Annotated in this window: 24 protein-coding genes and 1 pseudogene; 10 read left to right on the top strand and 15 right to left on the bottom strand. The window is 72.0% G+C overall.

Going from position 1 to position 23616, the window contains the following annotated elements; genetic code table 11:
* Window positions 1-2: 2 nt before the first annotated feature.
* The 4 genes from AB0O67_RS08465 to AB0O67_RS08450 form a co-directional block, all read right to left on the bottom strand.
* The gene (locus AB0O67_RS08465; protein ID WP_365447547.1) at window positions 3-3251 is read right to left on the bottom strand and encodes a tetratricopeptide repeat protein; all 3249 of its coding nucleotides are present in this window, start codon (window positions 3249-3251) and stop codon (window positions 3-5) included.
* A 4-nt stretch (window positions 3252-3255) separates the two neighbouring features.
* The gene (locus AB0O67_RS08460; RefSeq protein ID WP_365447545.1) at window positions 3256-4296 is read right to left on the bottom strand and encodes a MoxR family ATPase; all 1041 of its coding nucleotides are present in this window, start codon (window positions 4294-4296) and stop codon (window positions 3256-3258) included.
* A 169-nt stretch (window positions 4297-4465) separates the two neighbouring features.
* Window positions 4466-6430: a trypsin-like peptidase domain-containing protein gene (locus tag AB0O67_RS08455; RefSeq protein WP_365447543.1), complete on the bottom strand. Its 1965-nt coding sequence runs from the start codon at window positions 6428-6430 to the stop codon at window positions 4466-4468.
* Window positions 6427-6777, bottom strand: a complete 351-nt coding sequence (locus AB0O67_RS08450; protein WP_365447541.1) for a CU044_2847 family protein — start codon at window positions 6775-6777, stop codon at window positions 6427-6429. The genes AB0O67_RS08455 and AB0O67_RS08450 overlap by 4 nt, the downstream gene beginning before the upstream one ends.
* A 134-nt stretch (window positions 6778-6911) precedes the next feature.
* Between AB0O67_RS08450 and AB0O67_RS08445 the strand changes: the two genes are divergently transcribed.
* From AB0O67_RS08445 to AB0O67_RS08435, 3 genes are all read left to right on the top strand, one after another.
* A complete protein-coding gene (locus AB0O67_RS08445) occupies window positions 6912-7091 on the top strand; it encodes a DUF6104 family protein (protein ID WP_023586593.1) in 180 nt (59 codons plus the stop codon).
* 360 nt (window positions 7092-7451) lie between these two features.
* The gene (locus tag AB0O67_RS08440) at window positions 7452-8396 is read left to right on the top strand and encodes a DUF4097 family beta strand repeat-containing protein (protein WP_365447539.1); all 945 of its coding nucleotides are present in this window, start codon (window positions 7452-7454) and stop codon (window positions 8394-8396) included.
* 1 nt (window position 8397) lies between these two features.
* On the top strand, window positions 8398-9435 hold the full coding sequence (locus tag AB0O67_RS08435) for a helix-turn-helix transcriptional regulator (protein WP_365447537.1): 1038 nt from the start codon (window positions 8398-8400) through the stop codon (window positions 9433-9435).
* A gap of 37 nt (window positions 9436-9472) precedes the next feature.
* Here the strand turns inward: AB0O67_RS08435 and AB0O67_RS08430 are convergent, their stop codons facing one another.
* The 5 genes from AB0O67_RS08430 to AB0O67_RS08410 all read right to left on the bottom strand — a co-directional run bounded on the left by AB0O67_RS08430 (window position 9473) and on the right by AB0O67_RS08410 (window position 13457).
* Window positions 9473-10105, bottom strand: a complete 633-nt coding sequence (locus tag AB0O67_RS08430; protein ID WP_365447535.1) for a hypothetical protein — start codon at window positions 10103-10105, stop codon at window positions 9473-9475.
* A gap of 124 nt (window positions 10106-10229) precedes the next feature.
* The gene (locus AB0O67_RS08425) at window positions 10230-10811 is read right to left on the bottom strand and encodes a Clp protease N-terminal domain-containing protein (RefSeq protein WP_365447631.1); all 582 of its coding nucleotides are present in this window, start codon (window positions 10809-10811) and stop codon (window positions 10230-10232) included.
* Window positions 10811-11020, bottom strand: coding sequence for a helix-turn-helix domain-containing protein (locus AB0O67_RS08420; protein ID WP_365447533.1), 210 nt, complete (start codon window positions 11018-11020; stop codon window positions 10811-10813). The genes AB0O67_RS08425 and AB0O67_RS08420 overlap by 1 nt, the downstream gene beginning before the upstream one ends.
* 81 nt (window positions 11021-11101) lie before the next feature.
* Entirely contained in the window at window positions 11102-12067 is a 966-nt protein-coding gene (locus tag AB0O67_RS08415) for a zinc-binding dehydrogenase (protein ID WP_365447531.1), read from the bottom strand.
* A 166-nt stretch (window positions 12068-12233) separates the two neighbouring features.
* Window positions 12234-13457, bottom strand: coding sequence for an NADP-dependent malic enzyme (locus tag AB0O67_RS08410; protein WP_365447529.1), 1224 nt, complete (start codon window positions 13455-13457; stop codon window positions 12234-12236).
* 569 nt (window positions 13458-14026) lie between these two features.
* Here AB0O67_RS08410 and AB0O67_RS08405 point away from each other — a divergent pair.
* Genes AB0O67_RS08405 through AB0O67_RS08395 form a run of 3 tightly spaced genes read left to right on the top strand, consistent with a single transcriptional unit; the run spans window position 14027 to window position 16772 of the window.
* On the top strand, window positions 14027-14989 hold the full coding sequence (locus AB0O67_RS08405; RefSeq protein WP_365447527.1) for an ABC transporter substrate-binding protein: 963 nt from the start codon (window positions 14027-14029) through the stop codon (window positions 14987-14989).
* 41 nt (window positions 14990-15030) lie between these two features.
* Window positions 15031-15969 (top strand): amino acid ABC transporter permease, encoded by a 939-nt coding sequence (locus AB0O67_RS08400; protein WP_365447525.1) that lies wholly within the window; start codon window positions 15031-15033, stop codon window positions 15967-15969.
* Window positions 15970-16019: 50 nt separating this feature from the next.
* Window positions 16020-16772, top strand: coding sequence for an amino acid ABC transporter ATP-binding protein (locus tag AB0O67_RS08395; RefSeq protein ID WP_365447629.1), 753 nt, complete (start codon window positions 16020-16022; stop codon window positions 16770-16772).
* A 68-nt stretch (window positions 16773-16840) separates the two neighbouring features.
* On the opposite strand, the gene AB0O67_RS08390 is transcribed toward AB0O67_RS08395, so the two are convergent.
* Window positions 16841-17599, bottom strand: coding sequence for a class I SAM-dependent methyltransferase (locus AB0O67_RS08390; RefSeq protein ID WP_365447523.1), 759 nt, complete (start codon window positions 17597-17599; stop codon window positions 16841-16843).
* A 101-nt stretch (window positions 17600-17700) separates the two neighbouring features.
* On the opposite strand from AB0O67_RS08390, the gene AB0O67_RS08385 reads away from it, so the two are divergent.
* A complete protein-coding gene (locus AB0O67_RS08385; RefSeq protein WP_365447521.1) occupies window positions 17701-18330 on the top strand; it encodes a CGNR zinc finger domain-containing protein in 630 nt (209 codons plus the stop codon).
* On the opposite strand, the gene sodX is transcribed toward AB0O67_RS08385, so the two are convergent.
* Complete coding sequence (sodX, locus tag AB0O67_RS08380) at window positions 18234-18668, bottom strand: nickel-type superoxide dismutase maturation protease (protein WP_365447627.1); 435 nt, start codon at window positions 18666-18668, stop codon at window positions 18234-18236. The two genes, AB0O67_RS08385 and sodX, sit on opposite strands and share 97 nt — an antisense overlap.
* Window positions 18669-18813: 145 nt before the next feature.
* Between sodX and sodN the strand changes: the two genes are divergently transcribed.
* Entirely contained in the window at window positions 18814-19209 is a 396-nt protein-coding gene (gene sodN, locus AB0O67_RS08375) for a superoxide dismutase, Ni (RefSeq protein ID WP_365447519.1), read from the top strand.
* A gap of 145 nt (window positions 19210-19354) precedes the next feature.
* Window positions 19355-19702, top strand: a pseudogene (locus AB0O67_RS08370) (VOC family protein); the annotation flags it as partial.
* Window positions 19703-19962: 260 nt separating this feature from the next.
* Here the strand turns inward: AB0O67_RS08370 and AB0O67_RS08365 are convergent.
* From AB0O67_RS08365 to AB0O67_RS08350, 4 genes are all read right to left on the bottom strand, one after another.
* Window positions 19963-21189, bottom strand: coding sequence for a sigma-70 family RNA polymerase sigma factor (locus AB0O67_RS08365; protein ID WP_365447517.1), 1227 nt, complete (start codon window positions 21187-21189; stop codon window positions 19963-19965).
* 9 nt (window positions 21190-21198) lie between these two features.
* Window positions 21199-21615 carry a YciI family protein gene (locus AB0O67_RS08360; RefSeq protein ID WP_365447515.1) on the bottom strand — a complete coding sequence of 139 codons (417 nt, stop codon included), beginning with the start codon at window positions 21613-21615 and terminating at the stop codon, window positions 21199-21201.
* Window positions 21616-21771: 156 nt separating this feature from the next.
* Window positions 21772-21996 (bottom strand): hypothetical protein, encoded by a 225-nt coding sequence (locus AB0O67_RS08355; RefSeq protein WP_365447513.1) that lies wholly within the window; start codon window positions 21994-21996, stop codon window positions 21772-21774.
* Window positions 21997-22022: 26 nt separating this feature from the next.
* The gene (locus AB0O67_RS08350; protein ID WP_365447511.1) at window positions 22023-22607 is read right to left on the bottom strand and encodes a dihydrofolate reductase family protein; all 585 of its coding nucleotides are present in this window, start codon (window positions 22605-22607) and stop codon (window positions 22023-22025) included.
* A 118-nt stretch (window positions 22608-22725) separates the two neighbouring features.
* Here AB0O67_RS08350 and AB0O67_RS08345 point away from each other — a divergent pair, with 118 nt between their 5' ends.
* Window positions 22726-23316, top strand: a complete 591-nt coding sequence (locus tag AB0O67_RS08345; protein WP_365447509.1) for a TetR family transcriptional regulator — start codon at window positions 22726-22728, stop codon at window positions 23314-23316.
* The last annotated feature ends 300 nt before the right edge of the window (window positions 23317-23616 follow it).

Below are 23616 nucleotides of genomic sequence, written 5' to 3'. Positions count from 1 at the left end.
GGTCACTCCGGGGCCGCTTCGGGGCCCGCGGTACGAAGGCTGCGGCCGAGTCGCTCACCGAGCTGGGCGCGCTGCCGTCGGGCCTCGGCCAGTACGTCGTCCAGGCCCGCCTCCTCGGCGTGCTCGGCGGCGCGCCCGTAGGCCTCGATCGCCCGGTGCAGATGCGTGAGGGTGTCCGTGCGGTGGTGCAGCAGCGCCAGCATGGAGGCGCGCAGCCGCCAGTGGTCCGCGAGGAACGCGGGCTCCTCGGAGCTGCGCAGGGCCTCGCCGATCGTCCACTCGGCCTCGTAGAGGTCGGACAGCACCCGCTTGATGTCGTAGCGCCGGTAGTGGGCCTGCCCCAGGCCGGACCAGCGTCCGGCGAGGCCGGAGTGGCCGGGCGGGGTGTCCTGGAGGGCGGTACGCAGTACGGAGACGGCCCGGGCGGCGTCGTCGGCGGACTTCCTCGCCACGCCCCTGTCCATCAGGGCCGTGCCGTACTCGAAGAGCAGGTCGCTGCGGTCGGGATCGTCGGCGCCCAGCAGCCGTTCGGCCTGCGCCCACGCCTCGACGGCGTGGTCCAGCCGGGCGGCGTCACGGGTCCGCCGGTAGGCGGCCCGGTAGAGCCGCGCCGAGCGCGCGTAGCACTCGCGCCGCAGCGCCAGGTCCTCGCCGGCGGCCCGCAGCGCCTGGTCCAGGGCGTACAGCGTCTGCCGCTCCCGGCCCTCGTCGTTCGCGGGCCGGGCGAGTTCGGTGGCCGACGCCACCGCCAGCCACGTCCGGCAGCGCTCCTCGTCCGACAGGACGCGCTTGGTGCGGGCCGCGCCCTGGAAGTCGTCCATGGCGCGCAACGCCAGTTCGGCGGCTCGCTCCGGCAGCGGCCGGGAAGTGCGAACCCGCCCTTCCCCGGCGTACTGGCGCGCCAGGTCCAGCAGCAGCTGCCCCCGTACGATCTGCGCACGCTCCCGGCTCGGGAACGCCAGCCGTACGTCGGCCGCGTCGACGGCCCGGTGAAGGTGCGTCAGGTACCACTGCTCGGCGTCGCGCGCCCGGTACGGTCCCTGCGCCCCGGGGTGGTCGACGCCCGCCTCCGCGACGGCCCGGCGCACATACGGAAGCGTCGCCGCGGCGGTCCGCGGGCCGTTGAGGCCCTCGGGGCAGGAGCCGGCGCCCCGCATCGCCAGGGACAGGTCCCGGTCGGCCACGTACAGCAGCACCGCGCGGGCGAACTCCTCGGCCCGGTACCGGCCGTCCGCCGCCCCGCGCGCCCAGTCCCGCAGGGCGGCGGGTACGCCCTCGAAGTCGAGGTCGCGGCCGCTCAGTTCACCCGCGAGCGCCCAGCAGACCAGTCCGCGGGTGAGGCTCCCGGAGGCCCCGAGGCGGTTCGGGTCCCTGATCACCTCCCAGGCGTCGCGTAGATCGTCCCCGACCCGCCGCACCCGCCAGCGCACCAGCAGGGCGTTGGCCAGTTCCTCGGCGGCGGACAGCCGCTCCGGGTCCGGTGCCGAGACCTCCAGGGCCTGGTGCAGGTACCGTACGGCGGCGTCGAGGGCGCGGGTGAGGCCCGCCCCCTCGAACCGGCCTATCGCCTCCTTGCCCTTGCCGAGGAGCTCTCCGGCGGTGAGCTCGGGCCTCTTGGGGACCGCCGGGATCCGCGCGCCGAGGTCCCGCAGCACGTCGGCCGAGACCTCGGCGAACGCGCGCAGCCCGGCCGGTTCGTCCTCGACCGGACCGACGGGCGGCCCGGGTACCTGCGGATCCACCGCGCCCCGCAGGAACGCCCCTGCCAGGGCGGGGAAGTTGCGGGCGCTGCGCCCGAACTTCCGGTCCACGTACTCGGAGCAGTGCTTGAACAGGAGCTGGGCCTCTTCCATGGTCAGCCGGGACCGCAGCTCGCTCGCCACCCCCGGCAGGAGGTCGTAGCGCACGGCACGCGGGTCGTCCGCGTCCTCGCGGCGTCTGAGCAGCCCGCCGAGCAGCACCTCGGACAGTGCCTCGGGGCCGCTGCCGGCGAGCATGGCGTGCTGGACGAGCTGCATGACCGGCAGGTACAGCGGCACCGCCGACAGGTACACGGCGAGGCGGCGGGCCTCCGGGGAGGCGGCCCGCCAGAACACCCGGACGCGCTCGGCGCCGCTGACGTCCTCGGCGGCCCGCACCGGCGCACGGGACTCGGCGTGGTCGGCGTGCACCCAGCCGGCCGCCGTGGCCAGCGACTGTCCCGTGGTGCCCGACACCAGCCGGGCCCAGCCCTCAACCGAGCCCCGGCGCAGCGCCAGCACGGGCACGGGCAGCGCGCCCCGCTCGACGCGCCCCTTGTCCGGCCGGAACTCCAGGGTTCCGGCGGGGCCTTCGCGACGGCGCAGCATGCCGCGCCGGGCGGGCAGATGAGTCCGCATCCACATCCGTTGGGGCAACGGCTGGACCACGGCGACGGGCGCGGTCGACGCCCAGCGGTGGAGCAGCCGCTGCATCCGGCCGCTGCGCCACATGGGGCCCGCGCAGTCGCTGAGGACGAGGGTCAGGCGCCGTCCGGTCGGGTCGCTGAGCTGCTCGGGAGCGTGCAGTGGGCGGACGCGCTCGGGTGCGGCGGCGTAGCCGGGGAGGCCGCCGGGGGCCTCGTGCAGGTACTGCACCCGTACCTCGCGGAAGGCGCCGGCCCGCTCGCAGACCTGGCGCAGTTCGTCGAGCACCTGCTGCCAGACCACCGTGGAGGTGGAGACGTCCATCAGGAGCAGCAGCCGTGCCTCGCGGCGCCGCTCGGTGCGCAGCACGGGCAGCACGATCCCGGACTCGGCGGCCCGTTCGGCGGTGGCGCGCTCGTCGAGGACGCGCGGCACGGGGCGCACCGGTGCGCGGTAGCGCTGGAGGGGGCGTAACCCGCGTTGCAGGGCGAGGGGTTCGGGCAGGACCGGGGCCGCCGGCACGCTGACGGGCGCCGTCCGGATGCCGGTGGCGTCGCCTCCGGGGGCGGGGGCGAACAGCCGGGCGCCGTCGGGCCGCCGGTCCTGGCCGTCCGCGGTGACCGGGCCGTCCGGGCCCACCCGCACGGACACCGGCTCGACGCCGCCCACCGGTGCGGACGCGGCCCGGGGCCCGGTGGCGGCGGGGTCCTGCGGCCGGTCGGGGGCGGGCAGGTGGCGGGCCAGCCACAGGGCGTCCGCGAGCTCCTCCACGCCGGGGGCGACGCCCGCGTCGCGCAGGCGTGCGACCAGCGCCGCGAGCGCGTCGCTCGTGACGCCGGCGGGGACGCCGGGGGCCCGTGGGGACATCGCGCTACCTGGGCCCGCGGTCCAGGGGCTGCATCAGCAGCTCCGCGATCTCCTCGCGCCGTGCCGCGTCCCGGGCGGCGTGCTGGGCCAGGAAGATGGCGTTGAGCAGTTGGTCGGTGGGGCGCAGCGCGCCGTCCGCCTCGGCCTCCGTGAAGTGGTCGACGATGTCGTGGTGGGCCTCGTGGGCGTCCTGGCCGAAGTGGGCCTGGACCAGCGCGGCGAGACGTTCGTCGCGGGGCGCCTTGAGGTCCAGCGGGATGCAGCGGCGCAACAGCGGGGCGGGGAACTCACGCTCGCGGTTGCTGGTCATGACGACGAACGGGAACGCGCGGCAGCGCACCTGCCCCTCCGTGACCTCGACCTTGCGGCCGTCGTCGGTGAGCACCCGCACCACCGGCGTCCGGTCGGCGATCCGCTCCAGCTCGGGGATCGGGAACCTGCCCTCCTCCAGCACGTTCAGGAGGTCGTTGGGCAGGTCGATGTCGCTCTTGTCCAGCTCGTCGATGAGCAGCACGCGGGGCCGCCCGGCGGCGAGCAGCGCGGTGCCGAGCGGGCCGAGCTTGATGTACCGGCCGATGTCCTCGGACTCCGGTCCGGCGGAACGCCGGCGGCGGACACGCTGCGTGAGGTCCTCGCCGGCCCGCCTGAGCTGGGCGTCCTGGAGCCGGCCGATGGCGTCGTACGTGTACAGGCCGTCCCGCAGCTCGCTGCGGCTCACGATGGGCCACTCCAGGACCCGGCCCAGTCCGAGCTCGTGGGCGACGGAGTGCGCGAGCGTCGACTTGCCGACGCCGGGTTCGCCGGTGACCAGCAGCGGGCGCCTCAGGTACAGGGCGGCGTTGACCAGTTCGAGGGTCTCGGGGTCCTGGATCGGCAGCGGCGCGGTGTCGGCGCCGAGCCTGCGGTGGGTGGCGGAGTCGAGGCCCGGGACGTCGTACGCCACGACCGGGGCGTCGAAGGACCGCCACGGCGGCGGGTCGGGCAGCCGGTCGATCCCGGCCGGATCCGGGCGCCCGTTGCCCTGGTAGACGAACCACTCGCTCATGCTGCGCTCCTCGTCGACGGTCGGTGGTGGTCCACGTCCTGGCTGACGGGGGCGTCGCACACCCACGACGGGCCCATCGAAATGTACCCAGATCCGACCTGCGGCACCGATCTTTTCGGCCGCCCGCCACCGGGGCCCGTCGGCCGGTGGCGTCGGGCGGGCGGAGTGCTCACAGGGGCGCGTCCAGGGTTTCGGTCTCCTCGGCGGGGAGCGGTCGCCCCGGGTCGTCGTAGAGCAGTGCGAGCGGTTCGGCCCAGGTGTGGTCGGCGCGGCGCTCGCTGATGTCCTGCCGCAGATGCCGCAGCCGGTCCGGGAGCTCGGCCAGCGAGCCGAGGCCGCCGAGCAGTTCCTGCGCCTTGGCGTGGAGGGTGTCGCAGTCCTCGGCGCAGGTGCGGGTGACATGGCCGTCGATGTGCCAGAGGGCGACGCCGTGCCCGTTCTCCAGGGCGAGTTTCAGCGCGGTCCGCCCCGGTCCGCGGCCGGCCGGGCGGCACATCACGGGGATGCGGTCGAAGGCCGCCTCCCGGTAGCCGCGGCCCGTGGTCACGACCCCGCGCTGCGGGGTGCGCCAGCAGGCGAAGCGCTGCTGGGCGGTCATGCCCTGCCAGCGGTCGGCCCACAGTTTGTCCGGATCTCCACGGCGCGCGAGGGAGCGCAGTACCACCCGGCGGCGCGCGCCGAGGTGCCCGGCGTCGTCCAGCTGTGCGATGTCGTCGAACCGCCAGCGGTGCACCGCGGTGTCGAGGTGCTCGGTGGGCAGGGCCACCTCCAGGGGCACCGGACGGTTCTGCCGGTCCTTGGCCCGCAGCAGGTCGCCCAGCGGCCTGCGCAGCGCCTGGACCAGTTCCCCGGGCAGCAGGCCGTGGACGGAGTCGTCGGTCTCGTAGAGCTCCGGCTCGCCCGTGCCGTCGCCCTCGTCGAGCCAGATCTGCCAGAAGAAGCGGGTGGGCTCCGAGCCGATCACCGGGTCGAGGAGGACGGCGACCGTGGGGCCCTCACCGGGACCGGGGTAGGGGATCACGATGCGGTCGGTCCGCTCCGCCGGGGCGGCGGACAGCTCGTCCGGGAGCCGCACGTCCCGGACGAAGGCGTGCATCTCGCGGCGCGGGTCCCGGCGCAGCCTCCGCTCGATCCAGGCGTCGAGCGGGGCGCACGGTTCGCCCCGGGACCGCACGTAGGCGTCGACGAACCTCAGGTAGCGCAGGAACGCGAGGGGGTCGAGCGGGTGCGCGCCCTCGTAGAGGAGCCCGTAGCCGTCGCGCCAGGTGCGCAGGTCGGGCGGCGGGCCCGGCCACCTGGTGCCGCTGCGGGCGCGGATCGCGAGCGCCTCCACGGTGGGCGCGTCGGGGGGCGCGGGCACCGCGGCCAGCAGGTTCAGCGCCTCCCGGCGGTCCGCCGGCGTCCATCCGGCGCCGCCGTCGGCGCCGGGACCGGACTGCTGGTCGATCCAGTTGTCCCCGCTCTCGGAGACCGGCTCCGTGCCGTGCCACCGGTCGTGCGCGGCGATGACGGTGCGGTAGGTCTCGCCGAACCGGCGCAGCGCCGCGATCGCGACCGCCTTCCCACCGTCCTGCTGTTTGCGCCGCGACTTGACCAGGCCCACGACGGCCCCGGTGGCCGGGTCGAGCAGCGGGCCGCCCGAGACGCCGGCCGGGAAGTCGATGTCGGGCCTGATGATCAGGCCGTACCCGTCCTCGTGGCCGTTGATGTCGGCGTCCACGGCGCGGGCGTGGGTGTGCGGCGGCTCGGGGTAGTAGCCGTACACCTTGACGGGACCGGAGTGCCGTACGGCCCGGTCGGCGAGCCAGACACACTCGTGGGGCTGCTCGTCGGCCTCCCCGAGCAGGCGCACCAGGGCCAGGTCCTCGTCCAGTGGTACGACGGGCCGGTCGGGGTCGGTGAGCAGCCACTCGGCGAGCCGTGCCTCGGCGTCGACGCCCTCGCCCCGCACCCGGAAGGTCAGTTCCCGGTCCGCCCTCAGGTGCTGGCGCACCACATGGGCCGCGGTCAGCACCCAACCCGGGGCCACGAAGAAGCCGCTGCCCCACAGGGGTTTGTCGTCGTCGCCGGCCGGGAGGAGGTGCACGGTGGCGGCCTTGGCCAGGGCGTGCAGGCGTTCGTTCGGCTCGGTCATGCGCCGGTGGGCTCCGAGGCGGGGTCGGCCTGGCGGTCGAGCTGCCAGGTGAGGGTGACCTGGAGCGAGGCCTTGGCCTCTCCCCGGGCGAGGACGGCGACGGCCAGTCCCTCCTTGGCGGTCAGCTCCACGCCGAAGGTGATGGCGGCCTCGGTGGGTCCGGCGGCGCGGGCGGCGTCGAGCACCGTGCCGCCCACGCCGGTGATCAGCTCGTGGAGCTGTTCGACCTTGGCCCGCGCGGTCTCCGTGAAGCCGACGTCCTCCTGGTCGCCGTAGGCGTCCGCGCTCCCGATCCGGGCGGTGACCACCAAGCCGTTGGGCAGTTCGATGTCCTGGATGTGACTCATGGCGTTCCCCCGACGAGCTTGCGTTCCGGTCGGCCGACCACGGCCGGCGCACCCTTGGAGTGTGACGAGGCCAGCCTTCCGTACCGCTCCCGGGGGAGGCCGTTAACTCGCCAAGTGACGCATATTCTGAAGGCATGTACTTCACCGACCGAGGCATCGAAGAACTGGAGAAACGGCGCGGCGAGGAGGAGGTCACCTTCGAGTGGCTCGCCGAGCAACTGCGCACGTTCGTCGACCTGAACCCGGACTTCGAGGTGCCGGTGGAGCGCCTGGCCACCTGGCTGGCGCGCCTGGACGACGAGGACGAGGAGTAGGGGCGGGCCCGCAGTCGGCGGAGCAGGCGGGGGCTCGTAGTTCGCGCAGTGGAGGCGGGGCCGCGTAGTTCGCGCAGTGGAGGCGGGGCGCGTATCCGGCGCGCGGGGGGGTGGCTGTGGGCGGACGGGGGGTGGCTGTGGGCGGCGCCGGGCAGGACGGTCGAGATCCGCCGGGCGGGACACGTGTGATCGGGGCGGGACGCCCCCGTGATCCAGGGCGCGGTCGCGTCGGGTCACCGGAAAGGGTGTCTTGACTTCCGGCTTCCACGATATATCGTGAATCACGTAAGACGCGATATGGCGTGTCGAGTCTGCCCGTCCTTCCCGCGTGCGGTCAGGCAGGTCGAGGAGGTCAGAACCATGCCCGAATGGTCCGTCGCCGAGCCCAGGAAGCTCTCCTTCGACGAGCCCGTGAGCGAGCTCCACGTACGCATCGTGGGGGGAACGGTGAACGTGGTGGGCACCGACGAAGGTTCCGCCCGCCTGGAGATCGGCCGGATCGAGGGACCGCCCCTGATCGTCACCCAGCAGGGCGGCACGCTCACGGTGGCCTACGAGGACCTGCCCTGGAAGGGCTTCCTCAAGTGGCTGGACCGCAAGGGCTGGCGCCGCAGCGCGGAGGTCTCGCTGGCGGTTCCGGCGGGCACACGCGTGGAGGTCGGCGCCGTCAGCGCCGCCGCCGTGCTCTCCGGGATCGAGGGGCGCGTGGAGGTCAAGGGCATCTCCGGGGACACCACGCTCGTCGGACTCGCCGGACCGGTCCGCGCGGACACCGTCTCCGGGAGCCTGGAGGCCCAGGCGCTCAGCGGCGATCTGCGCTTCAACTCGGTCTCCGGCGACCTGACCGTGGTCGAGGGCGCGGGCTCCTCCGTCAAGGCCGACTCGGTCAGCGGCTCGATGATCGTCGACCTCGACCCGACCGGTGGCCCGAGCGACATCACCCTGACCAGCGTCTCGGGCGAGATCGCGATCCGGCTTCCGCATCCGGCGGACGCTGAGGTGGAGGCCAACACGGCGAGCGGTGCCGTCTCCAACGCCTTCGAGGACCTGCGGGTCACCGGCCAGTGGGGCGCCAAGCGCATCACCGGGCGCCTCGGCGCGGGCAGCGGTCGGCTGAAGGCCACGACCGTCTCCGGCTCGATCGCGCTGCTGCGCCGCCCGCCCGTGGAGGACGACGGGCCGTGGCCCGCCCCGGCGGAAGAGCAGCACACCACATCGGGGGACAATTCGGATTCCGGTCCGGGCGAGGACACAACTCCGTCCAGCGCCCCGGCCGATGGCACGACCGACAAGAAGGTGCTCTGACATGCCCCCCGTCTTCGCTCACGGCCGTCTCCGCCTCTACCTGCTGAAGCTGCTCGACGAGGCCCCGCGGCACGGCTACGAGGTGATCCGCCTCCTGGAGGAACGCTTCCAGGGGCTGTACGCGCCCTCGGCGGGCACCGTCTACCCGCGTCTGGCCAAGCTGGAGGCCGAGGGCCTGGTCACCCACACCACCGAAGGCGGCCGCAAGGTGTACGCCATCACGGACGCCGGACGCGCCGAGCTGGCCGACCGCAGCGGTGAACTGGCCGATCTGGAGCTGGAGATCCGTGAGTCGGTGGCGGAGCTCGCCGCCGAGATCCGCGCCGACGTGCGGGGCGCGGCGGGTGATCTGCGGCGCGAGATGAGGGCGGCGGCGACCGAGGCCCGCAGGACCGGCACGGTCAACGGCGACGCCGGGGACTTCACCGACCACACCGACAAGGAGGCCTGGCGCGCGGCGAAGGAGGAGATGCGGCGGGTCAAGCAGGAGTGGAAGGAGCAGGCCCGGCGCGCCAAGGACGAGAGCCGCCGGGCCCGCGAGGAGGCCCAGCGGGCGCGGCGCCAGGCCAAGGAGGCGCAGGACCGAGCCCACGAGCAGGCCCAGGAGGAGATGCAGCGCATCGCCCAGAAGGTGCAGAGGCAGGTGCAGGACCACTTCACGCGGGGGGACTGGCCGACGGGGCTGCGCGAGGGCCTGACGGAACTCGCCAAGGAGTTCGGTGAGTTCGGGAAGGACTTCGGCAAGGAGTTCGGCAAGGACCTCGGCTTCGGGCGCGGCACGGCGGCCAGGCCGACGCCGGAGTACTCGACGACGCCGGAGGACTTCCCTGCCGACCACGAGCCGGCCTGGGCCCACGAGGACTCCCCCAGCGGCGACCCGGCCCGCGACCTGGACCGCCTCCTCGACCGCTTCCGCGACGACATCCGCGACGCGGCCCGCGACCACGGGGTGACGCAGGACCAGCTCCGGGACGCGCGACGCCATCTGTCGACGGCGGCGGCACACATCGGGGCGTTGCTGCGGGCGCCGAAGGCGTAGGGATCGGCGGCCTGCCGTCCGAGTGCCTCAGGAGCCGTCAGCAGCACTGCCAGAGGAAGCGGCCCTCCTTGCCGTCCGGCGAGACGAAGGCGTATCCGATGCCGGCGTCGCCGAAGTTGACGGCGAAGGGGAGGTCGCAGGAGTCCAGCTGAGCGACGAGTCGCCAGCCCTCGCCGGGCAGTTCCTCGCCCTGGAGCCAGTTCGGCTCGATGCCGGGTCCGCCGAGGAACTGCAACGGCCGCCCGTCGCCGTCCTCCTCCCCGTCGTCGGTCTCGTCGGTCTCGTCACCCTCGTCACCCTCACCGGCCTCGTCCGTGGAGGGCTGCGGCAGATGGTCGGTGCCCGCGCTCGGCCCGACGGCCCGCCCGTCCACCGTCACGAAGTCGGGGATGCGGCCGTCGGGCTGGATCACGAGCGCGTTCTCCCCGGCCTCCGGCTCGTAGGTGCCGTCGATGAACCCGTCCTCGTCGTCCGTCATGAAGAGATAGGCCAGACGCCCGTCGTCCAGGGCGAACTGCCCGAGGAACTCCATCGGTTCGCCGGTCCTGCGCGACAACGGCCACTGCGGTTCCGCCAGCCACACCGGCTGCCCGCCGACCTTCGTCACCGCCCCTCGGACGACGTCCTGCGTCCGCACGAAAGCGATCGGCACCGGCTCGGACACGGTCATGGAAGCTCCTCGGCAGCGAGATGTCCGGGACGCCCGGGAAACGACGTGGACACCGCCCACCGTAGGACCCACCACTGACATTCCGGCATGGGCGCGCCTGGGCCGAGGGTGCGGCCCCGACCGCTCAGCCCGCCTTCGCCTCTCCCCCGCCGCCGATCACCCGTGTCACCGACTCGTGGGTGACGCCGTGGTCGGCGAGCACCTCGGCGGGAACGCCGGGGCCGGCGGTCAGGGCGAGGAGGATGTGTTCGTCGCCGATGGTGCGTTCGCGGCGGGCGACGGCGATGCGCAGGGACTTCACCAGCACGTCCTTGGCGTCTCGGCCGAACGGGCGGTGCCCGCCCCACCAGCCCCTTTCCCCGTCCCGGCGCCGGCCCGCCCGGCCGCCGGACATCGCGCCCACGCCGTGCGCCTCCTCCACCCGGGAGACGATCTCCGAGACGTCGATCCCCAACCCGGCCAACGCGTCGGCGTCCGCCTGCGACAGTCCCGCACGCCGCCGCGCCTCGTCCAGTGCCCGCACCACGGAGTCCCGGCGCTCGTCCAGCCCGAGCGCGGCCAGCGCGAACGAGCCCCGGCCGGCCCCGTGATCGAGCAGGGCGAGCAGCAGGTGCTCCGCGGCGACGGTCTGCGCCCCCACTCGTTCGCAGTGCTCGACGGCGCCCTCCACCACGACACGGGCGTCCTTCGTGAACCGCTCGAACATCATCGCCTCCCGTACTTCTTGTGCACGGCCTGCCTGCTCACACCGAGTTCCGCGGCGATCTCCTGCCAGGACCAGCCCTGATGGCGCGCACTGCGCACCTGCACGGCCTCCAACTGCTCCAGCAGCTTCCGCAACGCGGCGACGGCACGCAGTCCCACCCGTGGGTCGCGATCACCGGCTCGCTCGGCGAGTTCCGTGGCATCGGTCATGATGTCAACTTAGATTGACAGGCGAGATCCTGTCAACCCAAGTTGACACAGCACGGGTGTCGGCCGCAGACCGGCGGAACCTCAGCCGTTGGTGAGCACGACCTTCCCGAACTGCTCACCCGACTCCAGCCGTTCGAAGCCCTCGCGGGCGCGCTCCATCGGCAGCACCTCGTCGATGACGGGGCGGACGCCGGTGGCGGCGCAGAAGGACAGCAGGTCCTCCAGCTCGTCCTTGGTGCCCATCGTGGAACCCACGACCTTCAGCTCCAGGAAGAAGATCCGGGTCAGTTCGGCATGGGAGGGGCGGTCACCGCTCGTGGCGCCGGAGATGACGAGCGTGCCGCCGGGGCGCAGCGACTTCACCGAGTGCGACCAGGTGGCGGCGCCGACCGTCTCGATCACGGCGTCCACGCGCTGCGGCAGCCGCGCCCCCGACTCCAGCGCCTCCACGGCACCGAGTTCCAGGGCGCGCTTGCGCTTGGCCTCGTCCCGGCTGGTCGCGAAGACCCGCAGCCCCGCGGCCTTGCCGAGCGCGATCGCGGCCGTGGCGACACCACCGCCGGCGCCCTGCACGAGCACCGAGTCGCCGGGGCGTACGCCGGCGTTGGTGAACAGCATCCGGTACGCCGTCAGCCAGGCGGTCGGCAGACAGGCGGCCTCCTCGAAGGACAGCTCCTTGGGCTTGGGCAGGACGTTCCAGGTCGGTACGGCGACCTGTTCGGCGAACGTGCCCTGGTAACGCTCGGTGAGGATGGAACGGGGTTCCTTCGGGCCGACCCCGTGTCCCGTCTGGCCGACGACGGAGTGCAGGACGACCTCGTTGCCGTCCTGGTCGACGCCGGCGGCGTCACAGCCGAGGATCATCGGCAGCTTGTCCTCGGCGAGGCCCACGCCGCGCAGGGACCAGAGGTCGTGATGGTTGAGGGAGGCGGCCCTGACGTCGACGACACTCCAGCCGGGCCTGGCCTCGGGGGCGGGGCGCTCCCCCAACTCCAGGCCGTTGAGCGGCTGGTCGCGGTCGATTCGGGCGGCGTAGACAGCGAACATGGGCCCGACGATAGGCTCCGCCCCCGCCCGGACGGAACCACACACCCCTGTGACACATACCCACTTGCCAGGACGACCCCGTGCGGCCGCTCCTCCACCCGAACGGGCGGGCGGGGGGCAAAGAAAAATGGCCCCGCCCAGAAGGACGGGGCCACCCGAGCGAGCCTCAGCGACGAGCCACGCCCTCCGCCCGCGCCGCTGCCGCGACAGCGGCCGTCACCGCAGGCGCCACCCGCTCGTCGAACGGCGACGGAATGACGTAGTCCGCGGCAAGGTCGTCCCCGACGACGCCCGCCAGCGCCTCGGCCGCCGCGATCTTCATGCCCTCGGTGATCCGGGACGCCCGCACCTGCAGCGCCCCGGCGAAGATCCCCGGGAACGCCAGCACGTTGTTGATCTGGTTCGGGAAGTCCGACCGGCCCGTGGCGACGACCGCCGCGTACTTGTGCGCCACATCGGGGTGCACCTCGGGGTCCGGATTGGCCATCGCGAACACGAAGGCGCCCTCGGCCATGGAGGCGACGGCCTCCTCCGGCACCGTACCGCCGGAGACGCCGATGAAGACGTCCGCACCTTCCAGCGCCACCTCGAGCGACCCGGAGATCCCGGCCTTGTTGGTGAACCCGGCGACCTCGCGCTTGACCGGCGTCAGGTCCTCCCGGTCGACGGAGACGACACCCTTGCGGTCGGCGACCGCGACGTCCCCGATACCGGCCTCGACCAGCATCTTCGCGATCGCGACACCGGCCGCGCCCGCGCCCGAGATGACCGCCCGGAGTTCGGCGAGCGTCTTGCCGGTCAGCCGCGCGGCGTTCCGCAGGGCCGCCAGCGTCACGACCGCCGTACCGTGCTGGTCGTCGTGGAAGACGGGGATGTCCAGCCGCTCCTGGAGCTTGCGCTCGATCTCGAAGCACCGCGGCGCCGAGATGTCCTCCAGGTTCACGCCGCCGAAGGAGGGAGCGAGGCGAACCACGGTCTCGACGATCTCGTCCACGTCCGTGCAGGCGAGCGCGATCGGCACCGCGTCCACCCCGCCGAACTGCTTGAACAGGATCGCCTTGCCCTCCATCACCGGAAGGGAGGCCTCGGGCCCGATGTCACCGAGTCCGAGCACCGCCGTACCGTCGGTCACGACGGCGACGACGGACGATTTCCACGTGTAGTCATGGACGAGTTCCGGCTGCTCGGCGATCGCGGTGCACACCTTCGCGACGCCGGGCGTGTACGCCAGGGACAGGTCGTCCTTGTCACGGACCGGCACGGTGGCCTGCACGGCCATCTTGCCGCCGCGGTGCAGCGCGAACGCCGGATCGAAGGAATCGAGGGGCTCCGCCCCTCCCTCCTTATCCGTACTGCTGTCGCTGCGAGGATTGACGATCTCCGCTGCCACTTTGTCTGACCCCTTAAGTCTTCATGGTTTGAGGGTGGGTTCCACTCCTGGTGAGGAGCGGGCGGGCACCGCGCAGGCCCTGTCGGTGATGCGTTCGGGCAGCTACGCGACGGGCGCGCCGCACACGCGCCCTGAGCCCCGGATGAGGGGTGTAAAGAACCTTCTTACCGGACGGAGGGCACCGCCGACGAGTCCGTAACGGGAAGATCACATGCCGGTGAGATGACTCATGGCCGAATATGGGGACAAGAGCCCGTTAAACCCTTGACAAAACCGCAATGGCCGCCAAGTACCGGCTTCCGTACATCCACATCCTGAGACATACCGGAGATCTTGCGGCCGGAAGCCGATATTCCCGTAGAAGGTCCGGTCGTGATGTACCGGAGTGGTCGGGTTCGGGGGTCACCCGTTATCCGATTTTGACATGACGGGTCACCTGAATGGGCCAGTCCGAATGGCAAGATGCCGTAATCACACGAGGTCGCGACACCCGAAGCTGTGTGTTCTCGTCGACCCATCGGCAACTGCCGCCCCATCGGCACTTCACCCATCCGCCGGAGGAACCCACAATGACCGCAAGCTCCACCCGTCGTACGACCGCCGCGCGTTCCCGGCTAGCCGCGGTCGGTGCGATCGCGGTCGCAGGCGCCCTGCTCCTCACCGGCTGCGGTGACCAGACGGAGGGCGGCGACTCGGAGAGCACGGACACCGCGTCGAAGGTCGCGGCCCCACTGGCCGACAAGCTGCCGCAGGAGATCCGCGACAAGGGCGTGATCAAGGTCGGTTCGGACATCGCGTACGCGCCGGTCGAGTTCAAGGACAGCTCCGGCAAGACGGTCGGCATCGACCCGGACCTCGCCGCCGCCATGGGCAAGCAGCTCGGTGTGACGTTCGAGTTCGAGAACGGCACCTTCGACACCCTGCTCACCGGTCTGCGCTCCAAGCGCTACGACATGGCCATGTCCGCGATGACCGACACCAAGGACCGCCAGGAGGGCGTCGACTCCGACACCGGCAAGAAGGTCGGTGAGGGTGTGGACTTCGTGGACTACTTCACCGCCGGCGTCTCGATCTACACCAAGAAGGGCGACGACCAGGGCATCAAGACCTGGTCCGACCTGTGCGGCAAGAAGATCGTGCTCCAGCGCGGCACGGTCTCCGAGGACCTCGCCAAGGCCGAGGCCGCGAAGTGCCCGAAGAACAAGAAGCTCTCCATCGAGGCCTTCGACAACGACCAGCAGGCCCAGACCCGCCTGCGCGCGGGCGGCGCCGACGCCGGCTCCTCCGACTTCCCGGTCGCGGCGTACGCGGTGAAGACCTCCGGCGGCGGCAACGACTTCCAGCTGGTCGGCGAGCAGGTCGAGGCCGCTCCGTACGGCATCGCGGTCGCCAAGAACAACACCCAGCTGCGGGACGCCCTGCAGGCCGCCCTGGATGCGATCATCGCCAACGGCGAGTACGACAAGATCATAGAGAAGTGGGGCGTCGAGGACGGCGCCGTCGACAAGGCCACCATCAACGGCGGCAAGTGACCGCAGCGGTCCTCGACCAGCGGCACTGAAAGGCAACACCCGTGACTGTTGACATCGACAAGACGACGGGTCCGGCCGACACGCCCCCGGCCGGACCGGAGGCCATCAAGGCCATCCCGGTCCGGCACTACGGGCGGTACGTCACCGCCGTCGTCGCGCTCGCCCTGCTGGGCAGCGTCATCTACGCGTTCTCCCAGGGCAGGATCAACTGGGGAGCGATCCCGGACTACTTCTTCAACGACCGCATCCTCGGCGGTGTGGGCAACACGCTCCTGCTGACCGTGCTGTCCATGGCGATCGGCATCGTCGGCGGCGTCCTGCTCGCGGTGATGCGCCTGTCGCGGAACCCGGTGACCTCGTCCATCGCGTGGTTCTACATCTGGTTCTTCCGCGGCACCCCGGTCCTGGTCCAGCTGATCGTCTGGTTCAACCTGGGCCTGGTCTTCGAGTACATCAACCTCGGGCCGGTCTACCGGGACGAGTGGTCGGACTTCATGACCCCGTTCCTGACCGCGCTGCTCGGGCTCGGCCTGAACGAGGCCGCGTACATGGCGGAGATCTGCCGTGCCGGTCTGCTCGCGGTCGACGAGGGCCAGACCGAGGCGGCGCACGCGCTGGGCATGAGCCACGCCAAGACGCTGCGCCGGATCGTCATCCCGCAGGCGATGCGCGTGATCGTGCCGCCGACGGGCAACGAGGTCATCAACATGCTGAAGACGACCTCGTTGGTGTCGGTCGTCCAGTACTCCGAGCTGCTCCGCGTCGCCCAGGACATCGGCCAGACCTCCGGCGCCCCGGCCGAGATGCTCTTCCTCGCCGCGGCCTGGTACCTGCTGCTGACCTCGATCTTCAGCGTCGGCCAGTACTACCTCGAGAGGTACTACGCCCGCGGTTCCAGCCGCTCGCTGCCCCCCACGCCGCTGCAGAAGATCAGGGCCAACATGTTGTCCCTCGGCCGCCCGAAGGGAGGCATGGCATGACCGAGAAGACGGAACAGGCCGGCAAGACGGTCAAGGCCGACGGCATCCCCATGGTGAAGGCCGAGGGCGTGCACAAGTCCTTCGGTCACGTCGAGGTCCTCAAGGGCATCGACCTGGAGGTGAAGACCGGCGAGGTCTTCTGCCTCATCGGCCCCTCCGGCTCCGGCAAGTCGACCTTCCTGCGGTGCATCAACCACCTGGAGAAGATCAACGCCGGACGGCTGTACGTCGACGGCCAGCTCGTCGGCTACCGCCAGAAGGGCGACAAGCTGTACGAGCTGAAGGACAGCGAGGTCGCGCTCAAGCGACGTGACATCGGCATGGTCTTCCAGCGCTTCAACCTCTTCCCGCACATGACGGCGGTGGAGAACATCATCGAGGCGCCGATCCAGGTCAAGGGCGTCAGCCGGACCCAGGCCCGGGGACGTGCCCTCGAACTCCTGGACCGCGTGGGCCTGGCCGACAAGGCCGGGAACTACCCCTCGCAGCTCTCCGGTGGCCAGCAGCAGCGCGTCGCCATCGCCCGGGCCCTCGCCATGGACCCGAAGCTGATGCTCTTCGACGAGCCGACCTCGGCCCTGGACCCGGAGCTGGTCGGTGACGTCCTCGACGTCATGCGTGACCTCGCCGAGTCCGGCATGACCATGATCGTGGTCACCCACGAGATGGGCTTCGCCCGTGAGGTGGGCGACAGCCTGGTCTTCATGGACGGTGGCGTGGTCGTCGAGTCGGGCGATCCCCGCGAGGTGCTGACGAACCCGCAGCACGAGCGGACGCAGGCCTTCCTGTCGAAGGTGCTGTAACGCGGCCGGGCAGAGCCGAAAAGGGGCGGTACGGGAGTCTCCGTACCGCCCCTTTTCGTGCGCGGGGCCTACTTCACCGCGAGCAGCAGCGTGTCCGACGGCGAGCACCACACCGCCCGCGCCTCCGCGAACCCCCGCTCGCACAGCACGCGCGCGTGCCACGCCGGTGAAGGCATGTCGCCGTCCGCGTGGTCGCCGTAGATCTCGAAGCGGCGGGCGGTGGGCTCGGCGAGGGCCGGGTCCTTGGCGGCGAGCTGCCACCAGTCGGCCCAGTCGAGGGCGCCCTCCTGCTGTGCCCGGCCCATGCGCGCATGACGGAGGGCGCGCTCGGCGGCGTTGATGCGGGGCGTGGTGTCGTCGATCATGTGGTCGGCGTTCATGAAGACGCCACCGTGCCGTACGAGCCCGGCGATCCGCCCGTACAGCGCCTGGAGGGGTTCGGCATGGAACCAGTGCAGGGCGGTGGCGGTCAGGACGGCGTCGTACGTCTCGTGGGGCAGTCGCGCGGGCCAGTCAGGATCCTTCAGGTCGGCCTCGACGAAGGAGACCCGCTCGTCGCCGTCGAACGTGCCGCGGGCGATCGTGAGCAGGGCCGGGTCGAGGTCGATTCCGGTGCTGGCGGCGTCGGGGAAGCGGGCGAGCAGGCGGGCGGTGATGGTGCCGGTGCCGCAGGCGAGGTCCAGCACGCGCGGTGCGGTGCCGGCGAACGTTTCGACCATGTCGAGCATGACCCGGAAGCGCTCCTCGCGGTCCGGCATGTACCACTCCTGCTGCCGGTCCCAGCTCTCCTGCCACGCGTTCCAGTCGGTGCCGATGCTCGTGGTCATGGGAAACCCCTTCTGGACGCAACCGCGTAATACCCTGGAAGCACGATCGGCTGTTACGTGACCGCAGACATGACCATAGAGCCCGACCGTAAGGACTACAAGTGGAACTGGCCTATTACTCGGACTACGCCGTACGCCTCGTCAACAGCGAGGAGCCAGCCCGGGGCAAGGACTCGCTGACGTCGGTCGAGGCCGTCCGGGAGCTCTTCGGGGCCAACCAGTCCGCGGCCCGTCGCGCCACCGACGCCGACGTGACGCGGTTCCGCTCGGTCCGGGCCCGGCTGCGCGCGGTCTTCGAGGCGGCCGACAGCGGCGACGAGACCCTCGCCGTGGACCTGCTGAACTCCCTGCTGCTGGAGTTCCCGGTCAGTCCCCAGATCTCCGGCCACGACTTCCGCGACGACGACGGCCGCCCGCTGTGGCACATGCACCTCGCGGACCACCCGTCGAACGCCACCGCGGGCTACGCGGCCATCGCGGCGATGGGTCTCGCCTTCCACCTCACCGAGCACGGCGTGGACCGCCTCGGCCTGTGTGAGGCGGCGCCGTGCCACAACGCCTACCTCGACACGTCCACCAACCGCTCCCGGCGCTACTGCTCCGACCGCTGCGCCACCCGCGCCAACGTGGCCGCCTACCGGGCGCGCAAACGCCTGGAGGCCGACCGGTCGGAGAAGACGGGCCTGGCCGCCGAGAGCGCCCAGCACAGCATCGCCGTAGGCGAGCGCTGACCCGGCTTGCGCGGCCGGTACCTGAACATCACCCGGCCGAGGACCAGCTCGTCGGGCACGACCCCGTAGTCGGTGCTGTCCCCGCCCGCGTACGCGTTGTCGCCGCGCACCCACCAGCCGCCCTCGCGCCGCTCCGCGGCCCGCTTGACGACGAGCAGGTCCTGCTGGAAGGGATGACGCAGCACGACGACGTCACCCGGCCTGACCCGGGCGGCGTAGCGCAGCAGGAGCCGGTCCCCGTGGTACAGCGTCGGCACCATCGACGGCCCGGTCACCTCGGCCAGTCCGAAGGGCGGGTGGCCCCTTTCACGCTCGGTCTCCTGCGACAGCTCCGGCATCCCCGGCACCTCCCCGGTCCGATCCTCCACCAGTCCCAGTCTCACCCCGGACTTTTGTCCTAAGCCCATGGGGGCACTCGCGAAAACAGGTCGCTCAGGGAGTAATGTCCCCCCTGAGAAGACGATCACGAGGAAGGAATGCTCCATGCTTTCCCGCCTGTTTGCCCCCAAGGTCAAGGTCAGCGCGCACTGCGACCTGCCCTGCGGTGTGTACGACCCTGCCCAGGCCCGCATCGAGGCGGAGTCGGTCAAGGCCATCCAGGAAAAGATGGCCGGCAACGACGACCCGCACTTCCAGGCTCGTGCCACCACGATCAAGGAGCAGCGCGCCGAGCTTGCCAAGCACCACGTCTCGGTGCTCTGGAGCGACTACTTCAAGCCCCCGCACTTCGAGAAGTACCCGGAGCTGCACCAGCTGGTCAACGACACCCTGAAGGCCCTCTCGGCCGCCAAGGCGTCCACCGACCCGGCCACCGGCCAGAAGGCCCTCGACTACGTCGCCCAGATCGACAAGATCTTCTGGGAGACCAAGAAGGCCTGATCTCGCACAGGACCGGCGGTCGGTGCACCACCGCCTGTCAGAGGCGAGCGCCGGGGCCCGGCCGCACGTGCGGCCGGGCCCCGGCGGCGTTCCGGTCCCCTGCCGCACGTGCCGGTACCGGCGTCCCACGCCCCTGCTCCACCCGCTCGACCTGCCGCCCGCGTCGTTCGACGCCGAGGTGGCGTTCTGGACCGGGCTGCTGGACGGCTGGGAGTCCGTTCCCGGCGCGCGCCCCGAGTTCCACGTGGTCAGGCCGCCGGCCGGGCTGCCGGTGCGGATGCTGCTCCAGCGGCTCGACGCCGAGCAGCCCCTCTCCGCCCACCTCGACCTGGCCTGCGCGGACATCGTTGCGACCCGCGCCGAGCACGAGCGGCTCGGGGCCACGTCCGTCGCCGCCGGCGCCCACTGGACGGTGATGCGCGACCCGGCGGGCGGCACCTACTGCCTGACCGGCCGGGACCCGCTGACCGGCGGGCTGCCTAGCCGGTCTTGAGGACGCAGAGCACGGCATGCCCGGCGCCGGGGGGCATGCGGTGTACCGGTCCTGCTGAAGCAGCCGCGTGGGTGTCGCCTTCTCCCAGCGATTCGGCCCCGACGGCTCCACCGAGTCCTGCATCCACAGCGTCAGCCCGCCCGCGACGGCCACGGTCACCGCCCACACCAGCACGACCCCCCGCCACAGCCCGCGCCGCCTGCCCCCGGCCTCCGTCGTCATTCCGACCCTCCCCGTGTGCGGTGCGCTTGGGAGCCGCGCTACGGCCTCAGTCGCGCCGCCCGCGCCTGAAGGTACCGCTGCTCCGGCAGGCTCAGTGTCTTTCCGGCCGCCGACTCGTAGGCGGCCCGGGCGGCCTCGTGCTCCCCCGTCCGCTCCAGCAGATGCCCGCGCACCGCGTCGAGACGGTGACCGGTGCCCAGATCGTCGGCCAGCGCGTCCAGTTCGCCCAGGCCGGCCCGCGGGCCGTGCACCATGGCGACGGCGACGGCACGGTTGAGGCGTTCGACGGGGCCGGGGACCAGGCGTACGAGGACGTCGTACAGGCCGAGGATCTCCCGCCAGTCCGTCGCCTCCGCCGACGGGGCCTCGTCGTGCACGGCGGCGATGGCGGCACGCAGCTGGTACGGGCCCGGGCGGGCGCCGGACAGCGCCCGGGTGACCAGGTCGACCCCCTCCTCGATCGCCGCCTTGTCCCAGCGGGCCCGGTCCTGCTCGTCGAGCGGGATCAGCTCGCCGTGCGGCCCCGTGCGCGCCTCGCGGCGGGCGTCGGTGAGCAGCATCAGGGCGAGCAGCCCGGCCACCTCGCCGTCGTCGGGGAGCAACCCGTGGACCGTACGGGTGAGCCGGATCGCCTCGCCGGCCAGTTCGCGCCGCTGGAGGGCGGCGCCGGAGGTGGCGGTGTAACCCTCGTTGAAGATCAGGTAGAGCGTGTGCAGGACCGCGGCCAGCCTGTCCGTCCAGTCGTCCGGGCGGCCGAAGCGCGCCCCCCGCACCTTCTGCTTGGCCCTGCTGATCCGCTGGGCCATGGTCGGCTCGGGCACCAGGTGGGCGCGGGCGATCTCGGCCGTGGTCAGGCCGCCGACCGCGCGCAGGGTGAGGGCGATCTGCGCGGGCGGGGTGAGGCCGGGGTGACAGCACAGGAAGAGGAGCGTCAGGGTGTCGTCCTCGCGCGGCCCCCGGTCCGTGCCGGGCGGCGGAGCGGTGAACGCGTCGCGCGGGGTGAGCGCCGCCGCCCGCTCCTCCCGCTGCCGCCGCGCAGCCTCACTGCGCAGCGCGTCGGTCAGCCGTCGCGCGGCGACCTTGATCAACCAGCCCCGTGGATTGTCCGGGACCCCGGCCGAGGGCCACTGTCCGGCCGCCGCCAGCAGCGCCTCCTGAACGGCGTCCTCGGCGGCGTCGAAATGCCCGTACCGGCGCACGAGCGCGCCGAGGACCTGCGGCGCGTTGCGGCGCAGCAGGTCCTCGACCTCGTCGGTGCGGTGCATCGGTCCCGGTCAGCCGATGTCGCCGGCGCCGTCCATGATGGGCCGGATCACCACCGGGTACTCCGGGACGCCCGGGGGCTGCGGGCAGCGGGCCACCCGCTCGGCGATCTCCGTCACCCGCTCCAGGCTCGCGCAGTCCAGCACCCAGTAGCCGGCCAGCATTTCCTTGGTCTCGCCGTAGGGGCCGTCGGTGATCACCGTCTTGCCGTCCGCGTCGAGGCCGACGAGCCGGGTCCTGGCGGGCTCAGCAAGACCCTGCCCGTCGACGAGCTCACCGGTCTCGGCGAGGTCGTCGTTGAGCGCGCTCATGTGCGCGTACATGGCCTGCAGATCCTGCTCGCCCCAAGCCGGCGAGCCCTCGGACGCGTTGCCCCGCATCGCCTCGTAGTCCGCCTGCGTGCCCAGCACCATGACCAGGTACTTCATTGTCGTCTCCTCGGCTCGGGCCGCCCGGCGCGGGCGGCTCTCGCAAGGGACGTCGGAGCCGTCCGGGGATTCTCGACACGGAATCGGAGAATCATCTCCCCGGGACTCCTGTCAGGCATGCGTCCGGGGATTCCCCCCGGACGTCCACCCAGCTTCTCAGGGGTTCTTCGCCACGGTCCCGGTTTCGGTCTGCTCCGCGTCGGGCGTCGCCGGCCGCTCCCGCTCGGATTCGGCACGTTCCGTGGCGGACGCTCCGCAGTGGGGGTTCCGGCACGGTCCGGCAACCCACACCGGGACCCACGCGCCCAGCGTCTTGTGACGCCGGACGACCGTATCGACGGGCTGTCCGCAGTCGGGACAGACATGTTGTGCGCTGTCCATGCCCCAAGCGTAGGGCGGACGGCGGCTCAGCGCTTCCTGCTGTACGTCCGCACGAGCACGCCGTTGCCGAACGTGCGCACCGACTCCAGCGTGAACTCGCCGACCGCGAAACCGGAGCCGAACATCGGCATGCCGCTGCCCAGCACGATCGGATACGTCTTGATGACGAGCTCGTCGATCTCGTCGATCAGCTCTCCCGCGAGGCGGGATCCGCCGCAGAGGTACACCCCGAACTCGCCGTCCTCGGCCTTCAGCTCGCGGACCCTGCCGACCAGGTCCTGGGCGATGATCTCGACCGCGGGGTCGGGCGACTCCTCAAGGGTGCGGGAGGCGACGTACTGGCGCAGATGGGCGTACGGGCTGGTGACGCCCTCCTTCAGCGCCAGTTCGTAGCTGACGCGGCCCTGGACGATCGTGTCGAACCGCTTGTTCGGCAGGCCGTCCAGGCCGAGCGGGCGCCGGACGTGGGTGGGCAGGGTCTCGGGGTGCTCCGTCTTGGCGAACGCGAGGAACTCCTCGTCCACGAAGGGGTACATCGCCGACGCGTCGCCGTCCGGGGCTCCGATGAAGCCGTCGACGGAGCAGGCGATGAAGTAGGTGAGCTTTCGCAAGCTGGTCTCTTTTCGTAGGGTGTCGATCGCCGCTGGAACCACTCCAGTTGTAGTACTTCATTTGTAGTGGTCGCAAGGGAAATAGGTGGAGGCGGGTAAGTGAGGAAGGGGATTCCGTATGGCCGGCAACCCTGAGCGCCGGGCCGCGCTCGTCGACGCAGGGGTCGAGGTGCTCGCCCGTGAGGGGGCGCGGGGGCTGACCTTCCGCGCCGTGGACGCGGCCGCCGGGGTGCCGGTGGGCACCGCGTCCAACTACTTCACCGGACGTGACGACCTGCTCCGCCAGATCGACGCGCGGGTGCACGTACGGCTCGCGCCCGACCCCGCCGTGGTGGCCGAGTTGATGACGAGGCCGAGGGACCGCTCGCTGGTCACCGCCTTCATGCACGACCTGACGCGGCGCGCGACCCGTGACCGGACGGGGTACCTGGCCCTGCTGGAGCTGCGCCTGGAAGCCACCCGCCGCCCGGAACTACGCGCTTCCTACACCCGGTCGGTGCGCGCCGACCTGGAGGAGGGCATCCGGTTCCACCGCACCGCGGGCCTGCCCGGCGGCGACGAGACCGTCACCGTGCTCTATCTCGCCATGCTCGGCCTGCTCCTGGAACACCTGACACTGCCCGAGGCCCTGGACGGTGTGCTGCCCGGGGTGGGCGTACCCGAAGGCCTGGTGGAACGCATCGTGGCGACCGTGCTGCCGCAGGTGTGAGCGGCGCCGGTGGGGGCGTCGGCGGGACGCGCAGGGCGGCTTCCCGGGGGGCGCGGGGCGGTGAACGTGGAGCGGCGTCCCGGGGGGGCGCGGGGCGGTGAACGTGGGGCGGCGCACCCGGTGAAACGCAAGGCGGCGCACCCGGTGAAACGCAAGGCGGCGCACCCGACGAACGCAGGGCGGCGCACCCCATGAAAGCAAGGCGGCGCATACGACGGCCGCAGGCGGCGGCCCCGGTGGGCGCGGCGGACGGGCGGATCAAGGGCGGGCCCCGCACACCGTGGGGATGTGCGGGACCCG

The sequence above is a fragment of the Streptomyces sp. NPDC086077 genome (genome assembly GCF_040686175.1).
Classification (GTDB): domain Bacteria; phylum Actinomycetota; class Actinomycetes; order Streptomycetales; family Streptomycetaceae; genus Streptomyces.
Note: the sequence above shows the minus strand (reverse complement) of the source record. Positions and strands in the feature narration are given on the sequence as shown.

Coding starts and splice junctions, on each gene's coding strand:
- AB0O67_RS08465 (WP_365447547.1), bottom strand. CDS start 3,251: ATGTCCCCACGGGCCCCCGGCGTCCCCGCCGGCGTCACGAGCGACGCG.
- AB0O67_RS08460 (WP_365447545.1), bottom strand. CDS start 4,296: ATGAGCGAGTGGTTCGTCTACCAGGGCAACGGGCGCCCGGATCCGGCC.
- AB0O67_RS08455 (WP_365447543.1), bottom strand. CDS start 6,430: ATGACCGAGCCGAACGAACGCCTGCACGCCCTGGCCAAGGCCGCCACC.
- AB0O67_RS08450 (WP_365447541.1), bottom strand. CDS start 6,777: ATGAGTCACATCCAGGACATCGAACTGCCCAACGGCTTGGTGGTCACC.
- AB0O67_RS08445 (WP_023586593.1), top strand. CDS start 6,912: ATGTACTTCACCGACCGAGGCATCGAAGAACTGGAGAAACGGCGCGGC.
- AB0O67_RS08440 (WP_365447539.1), top strand. CDS start 7,452: ATGCCCGAATGGTCCGTCGCCGAGCCCAGGAAGCTCTCCTTCGACGAG.
- AB0O67_RS08435 (WP_365447537.1), top strand. CDS start 8,398: ATGCCCCCCGTCTTCGCTCACGGCCGTCTCCGCCTCTACCTGCTGAAG.
- AB0O67_RS08430 (WP_365447535.1), bottom strand. CDS start 10,105: ATGACCGTGTCCGAGCCGGTGCCGATCGCTTTCGTGCGGACGCAGGAC.
- AB0O67_RS08425 (WP_365447631.1), bottom strand. CDS start 10,811: ATGTTCGAGCGGTTCACGAAGGACGCCCGTGTCGTGGTGGAGGGCGCC.
- AB0O67_RS08420 (WP_365447533.1), bottom strand. CDS start 11,020: ATGACCGATGCCACGGAACTCGCCGAGCGAGCCGGTGATCGCGACCCA.
- AB0O67_RS08415 (WP_365447531.1), bottom strand. CDS start 12,067: ATGTTCGCTGTCTACGCCGCCCGAATCGACCGCGACCAGCCGCTCAAC.
- AB0O67_RS08405 (WP_365447527.1), top strand. CDS start 14,027: ATGACCGCAAGCTCCACCCGTCGTACGACCGCCGCGCGTTCCCGGCTA.
- AB0O67_RS08395 (WP_365447629.1), top strand. CDS start 16,020: ATGGTGAAGGCCGAGGGCGTGCACAAGTCCTTCGGTCACGTCGAGGTC.
- AB0O67_RS08390 (WP_365447523.1), bottom strand. CDS start 17,599: ATGACCACGAGCATCGGCACCGACTGGAACGCGTGGCAGGAGAGCTGG.
- sodX (WP_365447627.1), bottom strand. CDS start 18,668: ATGCCGGAGCTGTCGCAGGAGACCGAGCGTGAAAGGGGCCACCCGCCC.
- sodN (WP_365447519.1), top strand. CDS start 18,814: ATGCTTTCCCGCCTGTTTGCCCCCAAGGTCAAGGTCAGCGCGCACTGC.
- AB0O67_RS08365 (WP_365447517.1), bottom strand. CDS start 21,189: ATGCACCGCACCGACGAGGTCGAGGACCTGCTGCGCCGCAACGCGCCG.
- AB0O67_RS08360 (WP_365447515.1), bottom strand. CDS start 21,615: ATGAAGTACCTGGTCATGGTGCTGGGCACGCAGGCGGACTACGAGGCG.
- AB0O67_RS08355 (WP_365447513.1), bottom strand. CDS start 21,996: ATGGACAGCGCACAACATGTCTGTCCCGACTGCGGACAGCCCGTCGAT.
- AB0O67_RS08345 (WP_365447509.1), top strand. CDS start 22,726: ATGGCCGGCAACCCTGAGCGCCGGGCCGCGCTCGTCGACGCAGGGGTC.